This is a genomic window from Lutimonas halocynthiae, assembly GCF_030409835.1.
Taxonomy (GTDB): Bacteria; Bacteroidota; Bacteroidia; order Flavobacteriales; family Flavobacteriaceae; genus Lutimonas; species Lutimonas halocynthiae.
In genome coordinates, this window is record NZ_JAUFQO010000016.1 from 701,898 (window position 1) to 718,252 (window position 16,355).

The 16,355-nt window shown below is 34.3% G+C and carries 18 protein-coding genes and 1 pseudogene; 14 read left to right on the forward strand and 5 right to left on the reverse strand.

The features are described from left to right. Window positions 1-50: 50 nt before the first annotated feature. Window positions 51-1,049 carry an alkaline phosphatase D family protein gene (locus tag QWY87_RS16200; protein ID WP_290293189.1) on the forward strand — a complete coding sequence of 333 codons (999 nt, stop codon included), beginning with the start codon at window positions 51-53 and terminating at the stop codon, window positions 1,047-1,049. Window positions 1,050-1,122: 73 nt separating this feature from the next. Continuing rightward, on the forward strand, window positions 1,123-1,542 hold the full coding sequence (locus QWY87_RS16205; RefSeq protein WP_290293192.1) for a nucleoside-diphosphate kinase: 420 nt from the start codon (window positions 1,123-1,125) through the stop codon (window positions 1,540-1,542). A gap of 74 nt (window positions 1,543-1,616) precedes the next feature. On the opposite strand, the gene QWY87_RS16210 is transcribed toward QWY87_RS16205, so the two are convergent. After that, window positions 1,617-1,913: a DciA family protein gene (locus QWY87_RS16210; protein WP_290293195.1), complete on the reverse strand. Its 297-nt coding sequence runs from the start codon at window positions 1,911-1,913 to the stop codon at window positions 1,617-1,619. Between the two features lie 13 nt (window positions 1,914-1,926). Then, window positions 1,927-3,024 (reverse strand): DNA replication/repair protein RecF, encoded by a 1,098-nt coding sequence (recF, locus tag QWY87_RS16215; protein WP_290293199.1) that lies wholly within the window; start codon window positions 3,022-3,024, stop codon window positions 1,927-1,929. 213 nt (window positions 3,025-3,237) lie between these two features. Here recF and QWY87_RS16220 point away from each other — a divergent pair, with 213 nt between their 5' ends. The 11 genes from QWY87_RS16220 to QWY87_RS16270 all read left to right on the forward strand — a co-directional run bounded on the left by QWY87_RS16220 (window position 3,238) and on the right by QWY87_RS16270 (window position 13,022). Further along, window positions 3,238-4,002, forward strand: a complete 765-nt coding sequence (locus tag QWY87_RS16220) for a tetratricopeptide repeat protein (RefSeq protein WP_290293201.1) — start codon at window positions 3,238-3,240, stop codon at window positions 4,000-4,002. 6 nt (window positions 4,003-4,008) lie between these two features. Continuing rightward, window positions 4,009-4,491: a 6,7-dimethyl-8-ribityllumazine synthase gene (gene ribH / locus QWY87_RS16225; protein ID WP_290293204.1), complete on the forward strand. Its 483-nt coding sequence runs from the start codon at window positions 4,009-4,011 to the stop codon at window positions 4,489-4,491. Between the two features lie 97 nt (window positions 4,492-4,588). After that, the gene (locus QWY87_RS16230) at window positions 4,589-4,879 is read left to right on the forward strand and encodes a hypothetical protein (protein ID WP_290293206.1); all 291 of its coding nucleotides are present in this window, start codon (window positions 4,589-4,591) and stop codon (window positions 4,877-4,879) included. Next, window positions 4,879-6,735, forward strand: coding sequence for a DNA mismatch repair endonuclease MutL (gene mutL / locus QWY87_RS16235; protein ID WP_290293208.1), 1,857 nt, complete (start codon window positions 4,879-4,881; stop codon window positions 6,733-6,735). The genes QWY87_RS16230 and mutL overlap by 1 nt, the downstream gene beginning before the upstream one ends. Window positions 6,736-6,740: 5 nt before the next feature. Continuing rightward, the gene (locus tag QWY87_RS16240; RefSeq protein ID WP_290293209.1) at window positions 6,741-7,478 is read left to right on the forward strand and encodes a rhomboid family intramembrane serine protease; all 738 of its coding nucleotides are present in this window, start codon (window positions 6,741-6,743) and stop codon (window positions 7,476-7,478) included. Between the two features lie 13 nt (window positions 7,479-7,491). Continuing rightward, entirely contained in the window at window positions 7,492-8,358 is an 867-nt protein-coding gene (locus tag QWY87_RS16245) for a rhomboid family intramembrane serine protease (RefSeq protein WP_290293210.1), read from the forward strand. Window positions 8,359-8,376: 18 nt separating this feature from the next. Further along, entirely contained in the window at window positions 8,377-9,399 is a 1,023-nt protein-coding gene (locus QWY87_RS16250; RefSeq protein WP_290293211.1) for an endonuclease/exonuclease/phosphatase family protein, read from the forward strand. Between the two features lie 92 nt (window positions 9,400-9,491). Beyond that, entirely contained in the window at window positions 9,492-10,826 is a 1,335-nt protein-coding gene (gene mtaB / locus QWY87_RS16255; protein WP_290293735.1) for a tRNA (N(6)-L-threonylcarbamoyladenosine(37)-C(2))-methylthiotransferase MtaB, read from the forward strand. Between the two features lie 52 nt (window positions 10,827-10,878). Further along, window positions 10,879-11,535, forward strand: a complete 657-nt coding sequence (locus QWY87_RS16260; RefSeq protein ID WP_290293212.1) for an alpha/beta hydrolase — start codon at window positions 10,879-10,881, stop codon at window positions 11,533-11,535. A 2-nt stretch (window positions 11,536-11,537) separates the two neighbouring features. Next, window positions 11,538-12,077 (forward strand): dTDP-4-dehydrorhamnose 3,5-epimerase, encoded by a 540-nt coding sequence (rfbC, locus tag QWY87_RS16265; protein WP_290293213.1) that lies wholly within the window; start codon window positions 11,538-11,540, stop codon window positions 12,075-12,077. An 18-nt stretch (window positions 12,078-12,095) separates the two neighbouring features. Continuing rightward, window positions 12,096-13,022 carry a lytic transglycosylase domain-containing protein gene (locus tag QWY87_RS16270; RefSeq protein ID WP_290293214.1) on the forward strand — a complete coding sequence of 309 codons (927 nt, stop codon included), beginning with the start codon at window positions 12,096-12,098 and terminating at the stop codon, window positions 13,020-13,022. Window positions 13,023-13,067: 45 nt separating this feature from the next. Here the strand turns inward: QWY87_RS16270 and QWY87_RS16275 are convergent, their stop codons facing one another. Then, window positions 13,068-14,024: an NAD(P)H-dependent flavin oxidoreductase gene (locus tag QWY87_RS16275; protein ID WP_290293215.1), complete on the reverse strand. Its 957-nt coding sequence runs from the start codon at window positions 14,022-14,024 to the stop codon at window positions 13,068-13,070. Window positions 14,025-14,106: 82 nt separating this feature from the next. On the opposite strand from QWY87_RS16275, the gene QWY87_RS16280 reads away from it, so the two are divergent. Then, window positions 14,107-14,988 (forward strand): DMT family transporter, encoded by an 882-nt coding sequence (locus QWY87_RS16280; protein ID WP_290293216.1) that lies wholly within the window; start codon window positions 14,107-14,109, stop codon window positions 14,986-14,988. A gap of 17 nt (window positions 14,989-15,005) precedes the next feature. Here QWY87_RS16280 and QWY87_RS16285 read toward each other — a convergent pair whose 3' ends face one another. Beyond that, entirely contained in the window at window positions 15,006-15,935 is a 930-nt protein-coding gene (locus QWY87_RS16285) for a hypothetical protein (RefSeq protein WP_290293218.1), read from the reverse strand. Between the two features lie 3 nt (window positions 15,936-15,938). Next, a pseudogene (locus tag QWY87_RS16290) lies at window positions 15,939-16,355 on the reverse strand (MBOAT family O-acyltransferase); the annotation flags it as partial.

A 16,355-nucleotide genomic window follows, 5' to 3' on the forward strand; every position in this document is an offset into this window, starting at 1 on the left:
CTTACTTTGTACAGAACCCATTTACCTCCAAATAATCACAGAAAACAGTCATGAAATACTTCTCTTTTTTATTGCTTTGTGCCTTTACCCTACTTGGATGCGCTGAAAAGAACGAATTTGTTCTATCATTTGCTTCCTGCAATAATCAAAATGTCCAAAACAACTTATGGGAGCCTATTTTAAGTCACCATCCCGACCTTTTTATCTGGGGAGGAGACATCATTTATTCTGACACAGAAGACATGAAGTATATGACTAAAAATTACGCTAAAATGAAAAGTGATTCTTCATATATCAATTTTACTAAAAAGGTTCCAATACTCGGCACATGGGATGATCATGACTATGGACTGAATGATGGAGGCGCTAACTATAAACAAAAAGATAGCGTACAGCAGATTTTCCTTGATTTTTTTGATATTCCATTAGATGATCCAAGAAGAATTCAAAAAGGGATCTATTTCGCCAAAGAAATTGAAGTGAAAGACGCATCTATCAAAATAATCATACTCGATACGCGATTTTTCAGAAGTGATTTATCAAAGGATCCTACTGGAATAAAAAGATATATACCAAATGACAGTGATAGTATCACAATGTTGGGCGCATCACAGTGGCAATGGCTTGAAAAAGAACTTTCCGATTCAAAGGCTCAATTTAATGTGATTATGAGCAGCATCCAACTTCTTTCATATGAACATGGTTTTGAGAGCTGGGGAACCATGCCTCAAGAAGTTAAAAAAATGGAAGACATACTTTCAAAAAGCAAAGCAAGAGGAATTATTTTCTTGTCAGGAGACAGACATATTGCAGAAATCTCGAGTAAAAATGTTGAAGGCTTGGATTTCCCGTTGATTGATATGACTTCAAGTGGCATGACGCATAGCTATGATTCATTCAAAGGAGAACCGAATCCATACCGTGTAACCGAAGTAGTTCCTTATAAAAACTTTGGAATCCTCAAATTTGATTTTGATAAGAATCAGGTAACAATGGAAATCAGGGGTGAAGAAAATGTGCTTTATCAATCTATTGAACAAAAATATTAAAAATTCAGCTTGAATACTTGGACGATAAACTGTAAATAAAGTATTTTTGCAAAAAAATTGAAATAAAATTACGATGGTAACAAATAGAACATTTACAATGTTAAAGCCTGATTCTCTTGAAAAAGGTAATACAGGAGCGATTTTGGAAAAAATTAATACAGCAGGATTTAGACTCGTTGCTATGAAGCAAACACAATTGAGCAAGAGAGATGCTGAAGCTTTCTATGCGGTTCACAACGAAAGACCATTTTTCAACGATTTAGTTGAATACATGACCAGAGGTCCTATTGTTGCGGCTATTTTAGAGAAAGACAATGCAGTAGAAGATTTCAGAACGCTTATTGGAGCAACCAACCCTGAAGAGGCCGCTGAAGGCACTATAAGAAAAATATTTGCCACATCGATCAGTGAAAATGCTGTACATGGATCAGATAGTGATGAAAATGCGCAGATTGAAGGTGCTTTTCATTTTTCTGGAAGGGAGATATTCTAGAACATATATAAATCAAAAAAAATACCGCTCTGATGAGCGGTATTTTTTTTTCTTTAATCTTAAAGTTGCTGATTCTACATCAATTTAATCGATTTTATTGACAAATTGGGTAAACTATTGTTTAACATTTTAACAATTTTATCCTTACCATATTCTAATTCTTCACGTAAAGCCGAAGACGCCAATTTCACAAAAATGGTGTGATTTTTTAAGGTAACTGACTCAGTGTAATTCATCACGCCTTTTCCCATAACTTCTCCCCAAGCTTCCTTGACATAAATCTGGTCCATTCCTTTTTGAAGTTTATTCTGCTCCAACATTTGAGGAATCAGGTCCTTTAATTTATTTGTGTTGTTTTCTCTTTTACTCATAAGTTCAACTCCCTTAAAGTCTAAACATTTTATATGATTGACCCGTTTCTTTAATTAGCGCCTCAGTTCGCGCATCATGCGTATCTGTAATGAACAATTGCCCAAAACTATCATCATTTACCAGATGCAGTAATTGCCCTACTCTTTGATCATCTAGTTTGTCAAAAATATCATCTAACAAAAGAATAGGTTTTATATGAGACTTATTCGTGATAAAATCAAATTGCGCTAGTTTCAAAGCGATTAAAAATGATTTTTGTTGTCCTTGAGAGCCTATTTTTTTTATCGGATGTTCATTGATTTGAAACAGGAGATCATCTTTGTGAATTCCCGCGGATGAATATTGTAGCATCCTGTCTTTTTCCAGGCTCTGCTTCAAAATGGACTTAAAATCCGATTGTTCCAACTGTGTTTTATACGAAAACGAAACATGCTCTATCGTTTCATTCGATTTTGATGTTGCTATAATATGATTATACCGCTTATTAAATATGGGCTCGAACTCTGTGATAAACAATTTCCTCTTTGCAAAGATTCTTTCACCAAAGAGTGTTAATTGATCATCATAAATTTCAATATTATCTCGATCAAAAGTAAAATTTGCCGCAAAATATTTCAGTAATGAATTTCGCTGGCTTATGGTTTTATTATATTGTATGAGGTCTTGGAAGTATTCCTTGTCACTCATAGAGATAATCATATCCATGAATTTCCGTCTAAACTCACTTCCTTCACTTATAAGATTGGTATCAGACGGTGAAATAATTACCAATGGAATCAATCCAAAATGATCAGAAAGTTTTTCATATTCCTTGCCATTTCTTTTGATTAACTTTTTATGGCCCTTCTTTAAGCTACAATGAATATGTTCGTCTCGCTGCTCCTTTTTATAAATACCATCTAACACAAAAAAATCATTCCCATGCTTAATATTCTGTGAAGCAACTGAATTAAAATAACCCTTTGTATTGGATAAATAATAGATAGCGTCTAATACATTCGTTTTACCTACGCCGTTATTTCCTACAAGACAATTTATTTTCTCATCAAAAACAAATGATTTTTCTGAGAAATTCTTAAAATTGATAAGTGCAATACTTTCTAAAAACATAGATAAAATACTTGTAAACGCTATAACTAGTGAATGAAGTCATGCTTTTTTAATTGGAATATAAAAAAGATGCTACTAACTTATTAATTTTTAGCCGTTTAAACCCTGTGATTCTTAAAAGAAGGTCACCTTGCAAAAAAACAAAAATTAAGTTTAAATTAAGTCAATAATTTGAATAAAAATTTTAATTTTGCGCAATTAATAAAAATACTGATGGCGACTTATAAAAAAAGAGGAAATAAAGTAAAGAAAGGTAATCAAGTAAGCATTGAGGATCAAAGTACAACTGCAGAAGTGTTTAACACTTTAGACGAAACGGCTTCTAGATCTGAGCAATGGGTTGAAAAAAATCAAAAGATCATTTTCACCGGACTAATTGCAGTTGCTGCGATAATTCTTGCATTTTTAGCCTATAACAAATATGTCATAGAACCAAATGAGAAGGAAGCAGCAGATGAGCTTGCTTTTCCTAAAAGATATTTTGAAGAAGCACAAAATACAACAGCAGCGGTTGATTCATTATACAACTTAAGCTTGAATGGTGCGGATGGAAAATACGGACTTATTGATATCGTTGATAACTACGGAAGTACTAAAGCTGGTAATTTGGCAAAATACATGAGTGGTATTGCTTATTTAAAAACTGGGGATTACGAAAGTGCTATCCAGTATTTAAGTGATTTCTCTTCAGAGGATGAAATGCTTGCGGCTCTTGCCAAAGGTAATATAGCTGATGCATTTATTGAAATCGAACAACCAGAAGATGCGCTTCAATATTATTTAGATGCTGCAAAAGTAAAAGACAATAACTTCACTTCTCCATTATACTTATTCAGAGCAGGTAATGTGGCTATGGATTTAGGTAAATATGCAGAGGCTGAAGGTTACTATACAACTATTAAAGATGACTATTCTAAGTCTGAAGAGGCTAAGAATATCAATATTTTTATCCAGAGAGCTCGTATAGCGCAAAACTAATTATTTATGGCAACTACAAACCTTTCCGTTTACGATAGTGATAGCATACCAAATGCTTCAACAATGCGGTTTGGCTTGGTTGTTTCTGAGTGGAACCCTGACATCACTCAAAATTTACACGACGGAGCTGTTGCTGCGCTGCTAGAACATGGAGCTTTAGTTGAAAACATAACAGCTATAAAAGTGCCTGGTAGTTTTGAACTGATCTATGGCTGTAAACATTTATTAAACAATAATGAGCTTGACGCTGTTATTGCTATAGGAAATGTTATCAGAGGCGAAACGGAACATTTCACTTTTGTTTGCGAAGGGGTTACTCAGGGTATTGTCGAGCTTAATTTAGCCTATAACACACCTACTGTTTTTTGTGTATTAACTGACAACAACAAGCAACAATCTTTAGACAGATCAGGTGGTAAACATGGAAACAAAGGTGTTGAATGTGCTGTTGCTGCCATTAAAATGGCCGCTTTGAAGCAAGGTCTTTAGATTCAGGCACCTAATTTTCGATTGGCTTTTAACACAACTTTATTTGACAAGCTGATCTAATTTCATTAATTTTGTAATAACCGCAAAATGAAGTGCTATGTTCGGGAAAGCTTTTAAACCAAGAGCTCATTACGTATTCAATTACCAGCCTCGTTATTATGACGAGCGCAAAGAGCGATTGGAAATGTTAAAAGAAAAATACAAGAATGGCGATAGTACTTTAACTGATATTCCAAAAATATCACTTTCAAAAGATCAATTAAAATCAAGTTGGCAAAGGCACAAGAAAATGTCATCCAACAGAGCCGTAAACAAACGACTTGCTATTATAATAACTATCTTAGTTGGAATTTTAGCTTATTTATTTGAAATTCATAAACTTTTTTAATGTCTGATTTCATTCGATTACTTCCCGATAATGTGGCGAATCAAATTGCCGCAGGAGAGGTAGTACAACGTCCTGCTTCAGTTGTAAAAGAATTATTAGAAAACGCTGTTGATGCTGATGCTACGGATATTCAGTTAATCGTAAAAGATGCTGGGAGAACTTTAATTCAGGTCATCGATAATGGCAAAGGAATGAGTCCTAAAGATGCAAGAATGGCTTTCGAAAGGCACGCCACGTCTAAGATTGAAACAGCAGATGATTTATTCAATTTACACACCAATGGTTTTAGAGGTGAAGCTTTGGCTTCTATTGCGGCTATTGCGCACGTAGTGTTAAAATCGAAGACAAAAGAAGATGAGCTGGGAACTGAAATCAAGATTAATGGAGGTGAATTCTTAACCCAACAAGAAACGGCAACAGCTGTTGGGTCAAATTTTGTAGTGAAGAACCTTTTTTATAATATTCCTGCCAGAAGAAACTTTTTGAAATCAAATGCCATTGAGACACGGCATATTATCGATGCCTTTCAAAGGGTTGCCTTTACATACCCTGAGATTGCTTTTTCATTAATCCATAACGATAATGAAATATTTAGCCTTCCTGCAGGCACGTCTTCCCAATGGAGTAGCAACACAAGACAAAGAGTTGTGAATATCATGGGGAAAAACACGAATGAAAAATTGGTGCCCATTTCTGAAGAAACTGATATTTTAAAAATTAATGGTTTTATTTCAAAACCTTCATACGCCAAGAAAAAGAAAGGGGAACAATTCTTTTTTGTAAATAACCGATTCATTAAAAGTCATTATTTACATCATGCTGTAATGAATGCCTTTGATGGTTTGTTAAATCATGGATACCATCCCTCCTACTTTTTATACCTTGATGTGCCACCTGAAAGTGTTGATATCAATATACATCCAACCAAAACAGAAATTAAATTTGATAATGAACGTGATCTGTACGCAATTATAAGGTCTACTATTAAACATAGTCTTGGGCAATACAATGTTGCTCCGTCTCTTGACTTTGAACGAGATGCCAGTCTAGACACACCCTATTCATATAAGAATAAAGCATATGTCTCAACGCCTGCTATTGAGATCGATCAGGATTTTAATCCTTTTAAAACGGAAGGTTATTCTAAAACAAGCCAGCAAAGAGCCCCAAAAAGTTCTGAATGGGAAGCACTTTATCTAAGTGATCATCCTGAAAAGGAACTCATAGACAATATTACGGTTGACTTAGATAATGTGAGTCAGGAATTATTTGACGAAACTCAGGAAGATACTGCTCATAAAACATTTCAGGTTCAGCTAAAATATATCGCCAGTTCTATTAAATCTGGTATGGTATTAATAGATCAACATGCTGCTCATCAAAGAATTTTGTATGAAGAATATTTGGCAAAAGTAACCATGGAAGGCCTGGGTCATCAGCAATTACTTTTTCCTTTAAAAATCAATATCAGTAAAAATGATATCGCTGTGGTTAAACAAATTGAACAGGACCTTCAAAGTGCTGGTTTTCATATTTCCGAGGTGCAGGATGAAGCCGTGATTCTCGATGCCATTCCAACTACTATATCAGAAAAAGAAGTTGTAGGTATTCTTGAGTCACTGATCGATAATTTTAAAAATGAAGTTCCTGAATCAAGTTTTAGTCAGATCGACCTCATAACTAAAAGCTTGGCAAAAAGCCTGGCGATTAAACCTGGAACACCATTAAATAACAAGGAGCAAGAGCGTATATTAAATAAATTATTCTCCTGCAAAGAACCTAATTATTCGCCATTTGGCCGCAAAACATATATAACCATGTCATTGGATGACCTGGAAGAAAAATTTAATTCCTAAGAAGTATGGGCAAATTAACAGACGCCATCAAACATTTAATCATATTAAATGTTATATTTTTTGCAGCTACCTCATTTATTGGCCCTAGTCTAAGCAACTGGTTTGCCTTATATTTTCCTGAAAATGAAAATTTTGGATTTTGGCAATTCGTAACGCATATGTTTATGCATGGCGGGTTTATGCATATTTTATTTAACATGTATGCTCTATGGGCCTTTGGCTCACCGTTGGAACAAATGTGGGGACGAAATAAGTTTTTATTCTTTTATTTTTCAGCTGGTATTGGTGCCGGATTAATTTACACTGCTGTAAATTATTTTCAATTCAACAGTGTTTACAATGAATTGATAAGTGCAGGAATGCAGGCGTCTGATATACAGACTTTACTAGAAACAAGGAGTTACAATTCTAGGATTTTAGATGTAATACCTGAAAAGAAACTTGCTGAAATATACCAGATTTATAATACCCCCGCAGTAGGCGCATCAGGAGCCATTTATGGAGTTTTGGTCGCTTTTGGGATGAGTTTCCCCAATGCAAAATTGGCACTGATTTTTTTACCAGTTCCTATTGCAGCAAAATACTTTATTCCTGTCTTGATAGGTTTGGATTTATTTTCAGGGGTAACTGGTTTTTCTATTTTTGGCGGGGGAATCGCTCATTTCGCCCATGTCGGGGGAGCAATCATCGGTTTTATTATGATGAAATATTGGCAAAAAAATCAATTCAGTAGATGGAATTAATACGTTTTTAATTATGAATTGGTTTTCGAATATATACCAGAATTACCTACAAAGATCTATTGTTGAGAAAATAATTATTCTCAACGTGGTTATTTTTGTAATGACTTATTTGTTCAACACATTATCCTTCTTATTCAATGTAGACGGTAATTTTATCATGACTTGGTTTTCTTTAAAACCTGATTTTGAACTATTACTTTACAGACCCTGGACAATAATAACTTATGGATTTCTCCATGCCGGTTTTTTTCATATCCTTTTTAACATGATGGTGCTTTACTATTTTGGAAATCTTTTTCTTGATTTCTTTAACTCAAAGCAGTTTCTGACTTATCTGATTTTGGGAATTATTTCTGGAGGACTTATTTATATTTTATCCTATAATTTCCTTCCCGGACTTCAAACCCAGCAATCGTTATTAGTTGGTGCATCAGCTGGAGTCATGGCAGTTGTAATTGGTATTGCAAGTCATATCCCCCATTACTCACTTCGATTTAGATTTATAGGAAACATCAAATTGTTGTATATTGCTGTTGCGCTGGTTGTATTAGATGTTGTTCAAATCCCGGCAGGTAATGCAGGTGGGCATTTAGCTCATTTAGGAGGTTCACTATTGGGTTTTTTAATGACCAGATATTTTGGTCAGGGTAAAAATTTCGTCGATTGGTTTGAAGGCTTATTCATAAAAAACAAGAAGCAACCGCTTAAAACAGTCTATAAAAATAGTAAGCAAAGTAAACAGACCAAGTATCAAAGTAAAGAAACAAAGTCTGAAGAACAAATGAGAATAGATAGTATCCTTGATAAGATTAGCAAGTCAGGTTATGATACACTCACAAAAGAAGAAAAAGATTATCTGTTTAAGGCAGGTAAAAAATAATTTAAAACGATTCCCCTCTTGAAAAATTTATCGTTTTTAAATAAACTATTGTTTTTTATAAACAACATCCTGGCATTGTTATTCTTTGCCTCATTGACTATTCCATACATTGCTCCAAAATCATTTCCCTTACTTTCAATATTGAGTTTAGCAGTACCTCTTTTACTTTTTGCTCATGTTATCTTTATTGTTTATTGGTTGTTAGCGGGTCTCAAAAAACAATTTCTGCTTTCTTTCTTATGTCTTCTTCTCGCTGTTGGTTTGTCATTCTTTCCTTATAAATTCAAAGAAAAAAAAGTAGTTAGTGGCAGTAGTTTTGCCGTTATGAATTATAATGTTCGGCTATTTAACAAATACCAATGGATTGAATCTGAAGAAATTCCTGTGAATATCTCTAAATTTATTGAGAAGCAGGATCCAGACATTATTACTTTTCAGGAATATTACCCAAACAAAGAGATGCCTTTAGCATATGATTTTTCATTTGAAAAACTAAATGGAGGAAAAAGAGGCAGTGGTTTGGCCATTTTTTCCAAATATCGAATTGTCAATAAAGGCAGTCTTGATTTTGAAAACTCAAATAACAATGCCATTTTTATCGATATCATCAGAAACAATGATACGATCAGAATCTATAATATTCATTTGGAATCGTTTGGTATAAAACCTGATAGTGTTGATTTGAACCTAGACGAAAAAAGATCTAAAAAACTGATATACAGGCTAAAAAAATCATTTACAAAACAACAGGAACAAGTGGAGAAATTTATGGAACACAGAAAGGCGTGCCCACATAAAATTATCATCAGCGGTGATTTTAACAATACTGCTTTTTCCTGGGCATACTTCAAATTAAAATCTGACCTGAATGATACTTTTATAGAAGCTGGAAAAGGGTTTGGTAAAACTTATTCCTTTAATAATTATCCCCTGCGTATCGATTTCATTTTATCCGACTCCTATTTCAAGGTCAACGAACATATCAATTATGAAGTTGAATTATCAGATCATGAACCCGTCATGGCTCGATTTACAAACTGATTAAACACACTTAGTCAAGCTATTATTTAACTTCTGGCAACATTTTGTTTCGGTGAAAAAATTGTACTTTTGTCGGCGCTAAAGACTTGAGCATCATGACTGATAAAAAAGTAGCTTTTTATACCTTAGGCTGTAAATTAAATTTTTCAGAAACCTCTACAATTGCCAGAGATTTTCAAACTGAAGGATTTGAAAGAGTCGAATTTGATCAATTTGCTGACATTTATGTTATCAACACGTGTTCAGTTACCGATAACGCAGATAAACGTTTTAAAACCATCGTTAAATCTGCTCTCAAGCAAAACGAAAATGCTTTCCTTATCGGTATTGGTTGTTATGCACAATTAAAACCTGAAGAATTGGCAAATACAGAAGGTGTTGACCTGGTATTAGGCGCTACAGAAAAATTCAAGGTATTAGATTATATAGAAGATTTGTCAAAAAATGAAATTGGTGAGGTTCACTCATGTGAAATTGATGAAGCTGATTTTTATGTTGGTTCCTATTCAATTGGAGACCGAACTAGGGCCTTTTTAAAAGTACAAGATGGTTGCGATTACAAGTGCACCTATTGTACCATACCCCTTGCAAGAGGTATCTCTCGTAGTGACACTTTACAAAACGTGTTGTCAAACGCAAAGGAAATTTCAGAGAAAGGAATTAAAGAAATTGTGTTAACCGGAGTCAATATTGGTGACTATGGGAAAGGTGAATTTGGCAATAAAAAACATGAACACACTTTCCTTGACCTTGTTCAGGAGTTGGATAAAGTAGAAGGAATTCATCGCATTAGAATATCCTCTATTGAACCAAACCTACTTAAAAATGAAACCATTAAATTTGTGGCGCAATCAAATAGTTTTGTACCCCATTTTCATATTCCGCTGCAAAGCGGCAGCGATACTTTACTCAAGTCAATGAAGCGCAGGTACCAATCCAGCCTTTATGATGACCGGGTTAAAACCATTAAAACGGCAATGCCACATGCCTGCATTGGTGTGGATGTGATTGTTGGCTTTCCGGGAGAATCAGATGAACTGTTTCTTGAAACTTATCAAATGCTATCTGAACTTGACATCTCTTATCTTCACGTTTTCACCTATTCAGAACGCCCAAATACAGAGGCCGTCGACATGCCGGATGTTGTGCCATTAAATGTAAGAAACAAGAGAAGTAAAATGCTAAGGGGTTTGTCTGTTAAAAAGCGTAGGGCTTTTTATGAGTCTCAAATCGGAGCTACTTTTAATGTCTTATTTGAAGGAGAAAACAAAAAAGGGTATATCCATGGATTCACTCAGAATTATGTCAAAGTTAAGACGCCTTGGAATCCAGATCTTGTCAATACCCTGCATCCTGTTAAACTGTCAAGCATTGATGAAGATGGTCTTGTCAGATTTGAGTGGATCAAAGAAAAAGTATTCGATTAAAAACAATTTTTATAGTTCAAAGTTTTACTATTTTTGAGGCCATAGCATCATTATGGAAGATAAAATACATATTTACTTTATGCCTGGCCTGGCAGCCAGTTCAATGATATTTGAACACATTAAGTTGCCTGAAAAAAAATATGTGCTGCATTATCTTGAATGGATCGCTCCCGATTCTGTAAAAGAATCACTAGCTGATTATGCTTCAAAATACGTAGCGCTGATTAAACATAAACAACCCATTTTAGTAGGTGTATCATTTGGAGGAATTTTGGTTCAGGAATTAAGTCGCTTGCTGAAAACAAGGAAAGTGATTATCATTTCAAGTATAAAATCTCGGTCAGAAATGCCTAAAAGACTTCGCTTTTTAAAGAACTCAAAGGCCTATAAATTTTTCCCAAGTAGAAAATTATCTCAGATTGATGACTTTTCAAAATATGATTTTCATCCACATCTTAAAAAAAAGACAGAATTATATAACAAATATATGAGTGTAAGAGATGAAAAATATTTAAATTGGGCCATCCACAATGTTTTACATTGGAACAACACCTTACCTCAAGATAATATAATACATATACACGGCAACAAGGACGAAATATTCCCGATTAAATATATTAAGAACTGTATTCCAGTTGAGGGAGGTACCCACGCCATGATTATTGTCAAAGCCAAAAAAATAAGTGCAATCATAGAGGAGCTATTGTAAATATGATACTTGAAAAAACAAATATTGAAGATATTATCTTGTTAACTCCAAGAGTATATGAAGATGACAGAGGTTATTTTATGGAGTCCTATAACCAGAAAAAAGTTGAAATTCTTATTAAGGATAAATTTGTACAGGATAATGAATCTGAGTCTCATAAAAATGTATTAAGAGGCCTGCATTTCCAGCTTCCCCCCCATGCCCAATCCAAACTAATCAGGGTTATTAAAGGAAGTATTTTAGACATTGCCGTGGATTTGAGAAAAGACTCAAGCACCTATGGCAAACATTTTAAACATATCTTAAGTGGAGAAAACAAAAAGCAACTTTATATTCCTATTGGCTTTGCACATGGGTTTTTAAGTCTTGAAGATAATACCATTTTAAATTACAAATGCTCAGACTATTACAATGCTAATGCTGAGGCATCTATCTTATGGAATGATCCTGATCTTGCTATTGATTGGGGTGTTGAAAATCCAATTTTAGCAGAAAAAGATCAATTAGCTGAAAATTTTGTTACATTTGAAAATCCCTTTTAATTTTATAAAACACAAAGTATGAACAGATCGTATCGCTTCATCGTATTGGCAAGTATTGTTATTCTTGCTGTATTCTTTATCAATGCAGAAAAAAATGAAAACAAATCGGTTACCGAAGCAAAGGTGCGTGTTGATTCATCTGCAAATGGTCAATACAACTATAAAATTAAGGCACTTAAAATTCCAGATGATCTCAGTTTTTGTGGAGAAAAAGTACAACTTGATAAGACGGATATCCGAGAAAGAATTGACAGGGAACTACTAGTTAATACCTATTGGCAATCAAATGCTTTATTGTGGTTTAAAAGAACTCATAAATATTTTCCTGTCATAGAACCTATACTTAAAGAGAAGGGTGTTCCGGATGATTTTAAATATTTAGCAGTAATTGAAAGTGATCTAAGAAATGTTACTTCTCCTGCCGGTGCAAAAGGAATGTGGCAAATGCTGAAAGATGCGGGTAGAGAAAATGGTCTGGAGATTAATGATAATGTAGATGAAAGATATCATTTAGAGAAAGCCACACGAGCTGCCTGTGACTATTTGATAAAAGCTAAAGAAAGACTTGGAAGTTGGACATTAGCTGCAGCGGCCTATCATGCGGGCAATTATGGTATTGAAAAAAGATTGACAGAACAGATGGTGGATAGTTATTATGACGTTTTAGCCGGAGAAAATACAGAGCGTTATATTCCAAGAATAGTTGCGGCTAAAGAAATTCTGAGCAACCCGGAAAAATACGGTTTCGCCTTTGACAATGATGACCTTTATGAAATTGGCCCAAGTCACTCAGTTAAAGTAGATACAGCCATTACTAATATTGCCAATTTTGCCAAAAAATATGAAACGAATTACAAGGAGTTAAAAATGCTAAATCCCTGGTTACGAGAGAATAAACTCAATAACAAATCAGGTAAATTATATGAAATTAAAATCCCTGAATAGGGTTTCCTGCAGCTCTATATCCTTGGCACTAAATAGTGCCAAGACTCAAATTATAATAGTAGAAATAGATTCCTGAGACAATTTGAATTCATTTACAATCTCATTCACGATATCTGCTGCAGGTTTGATCTCGTGAATAAGGCCTGCAATTTGACCAATTTCAAGTTCTCCTTCTTCTAAATCGCCTTCAAACATTCCTTTTTTAGCCCTTCCTCTGCCTAATAATTTCTCCAACTGATCAGCTTCAACCTGCTGACTATAAAGGTCTTGTACCTTTTTATAGAAATCGTTCTTTATCAATCTTACAGGAGTTAGTTCTTTTAAGGTCAAATGTGTACCACCATCTTCAGTTCTTAAAACTTCCTGTTTAAAATTTATGTGTGCTGATGATTCTTCACTCGCAACAAACCGACTGCCAATTTGAACAGCATCAGCTCCTAAAGCCATTGCTGCAAGCATGCCCTTTCCTGTAGCAATGCCACCGGCTGCAATCAAGGGTATCTTAATTTTTTCTTTTACCATTGGAATCAGTGTCAGGGTAGTTGTCTCTTCTCTCCCATTATGCCCACCAGCCTCAAAACCTTCGGCTACTATAGCATCAACTCCAGCCTCTTGAGATTTTAGAGCAAATTTTACACTGCTTACTACATGTACAACGGTAATTCCATGTTCTTTGAAAAACGAAGTATACAATTTTGGGTTTCCGGCAGAAGTAAATACGATCTGTACTTTCTCCTCAATAATAATCTCTAGTATCTTATCCATTTCAGGATAGAACAAAGGAATATTGACGCCAAATGGTTTATCAGTGGCTTTCTTGCATTTCTGGATATGTTCCTTGAGCGTCTCCGGATGCATAGAGCCTGCTCCAATTAAACCTAATCCCCCAGCATTACTAACGGCTGATGCCAGCTTATAACCACTCACCCAAACCATACCAGCCTGAATAATAGGATACTTTATATTTAATAAATCGCAAATTCTATTTGTAACTATTTTCATTTAAACAACCAATTTAATAGTATAAAATTAAGACTTTCATTCAATTTATGATTGTCTATATTCGTAAAATATAATCTCTTATATGCCTTCGAGCAAAAATCAAAACTCGGTTACTACCTTTAAAACTGTCATTTTTACCTTGTTGGCACTTATTGCTTTTGCCGCTAATTCTGTTATTTGCCGTGCTGCCCTCAAAGAAAAACTTATCGATCCAGGTGCATTTACAGTAATTCGTTTGGTATCTGGCGCAGCCGTCTTATTGCTATTAGTCTATTTTAGACATTTTAAGAAGAATACAAAAAGGTCAAAAGGTTCTTGGCTTTCTGCCTTTATGCTTTTTATGTATGCTACAGCCTTCTCTTTTGCATATGTCTCTATAGACACTGCAACAGGCGCATTGATTGTCTTTGGCGCTGTTCAAATTACAATGATCACCTATGCGCTTTTCAAAGGGTACAAAATGCAAGTTTTGGAATGGATAGGCATGTTTCTTGCTTTTCTAGGGTTTGCTTACTTGATGCTACCAGGAGTTCAGGCACCACCGATTTTAGGCGCTATGATCATGACTATTTCAGGAATAGGCTGGGGTATGTACAGTATCTTAGGGAAAAAATCTAAAAATCCTCTCGAAGATACCGCCTATAATTTTTTAAGAAGTATTCCTTTTTTACTGTTCATTTTATATTTTTTGATAAATGAACAAAACTATGCTGCCGAAGGCATATTATTAGCACTTTTATCAGGAATATTCACATCTGGCCTGGGTTATACTATTTGGTATATAGCTTTAAGGGGACTTAATTCGATGCAGGCTTCTGTTGTTCAACTACTTGTTCCAGTGCTCGCAGCAATAGGTGGAATAGTTTTTATAGGAGAAAGCATCTCTTTGGAATTAATCATATCAGGGACCTTAATACTAGGTGGAATCCTTATCATGACTTTAGTGAAAAAGTCTGAAAAATAATAAAATAGGAGGATTTACTAATTTAGTACTTCTTTTTTTGAGACAATATCTAAAACGTCATTATTAAAAATATCTATCCCATTTCTATTCAAATGATGAAAATCAAAAAAATGAATAGAGTCATTTAATTGTAACGATTCATTAAAATTATAATACTCTTCATAGCTTTCCATCAATTTATCAAATTCTGAATTATTATCATATGAATTGTATAAATCGGTCGTAACGGGCGCCTGTATTAAAATGGTCTTGATATTTCTTGCTTTAAGCATACTTAAAACATTTTCAAAAGAAGCAAACTGTTTAGGGTCCTTGACCCAATGTGCATTTTCAAAATGCTCTTTGCTATAATGCATCATCTTAATATCCACAAAGCCTCCTGGAATATAAGTATCATTGTTATTTTTGATTCCTTCTTTTGTATTTTCTAAATCATTGAAAAACAATCTTCTGTAAGTAGCGAAAATCATTGCATTATAAACCTTTAAATGATTCTGTTTTAATGTCATTCCTAAAGAATTATCTTGGATCTCATCGTTGGCAATAATTTCTAAAGAAGATTCTACCCCGTCCAATGAAAAAACAAAAGGACATACTTCATATACTACCAATTTAGGCCTTAAAGAGTCTAGATAGTTTTCAAGCAAATATTCTGTTTGTATAGGTGTTTGAGAATTTGATCCCATATTAAAACTACTGAAACCTGCTTTTTTATAAATTCTATTGTCAAAACCTCGATAGGTATGGGATGATCCTAAAAAAAGAAGGTCAATATCTTGTGTTGAACGAAGTTCTTTTAATCGAGAAAAAGTATGACCATCAGGTTTTATACGGTATCTTAAATTCTTCTTTATTGGTGAAAATTCTCCCCAAAGTATGATCATCAATATATAAAACACACCTGCGAAAAGAACAAACTTAAAAAAGGATATAAAAAAATTTCTCATGTTCTAAAATTGAAAATAGATAAAAGGTGTTTCCTCAGTTTGAGCAAGAATTCCTATTAAAAATATGATAAGCGCATACCATGACCATCTTATTATTTTAGGCCATTTTGAGCCTAAGCGTTCAATAGCATATTCATTAGACCTTCCTAACCATTCTATAAATACAAAAAATACAATGACCATAAGCGTTACCGCTGCACTTTCTCTTCCTTCAAATTCAGGTACACTCAATATAGATTTGGAGAAAACACCTGACAAATAGCCCATCGCGTGAGACATATCTTCGGCTCTAAAAAATACCCAGGCAATTAGTGTTAGAAAAAATGTGCTTCCCATCATCAATAAATCCTTGATTCCAGGGAATAGTTTTCCTTGTGCTACAATGGTTATGTTTTGACGGTTTTTCTTAGCCAGCAATAA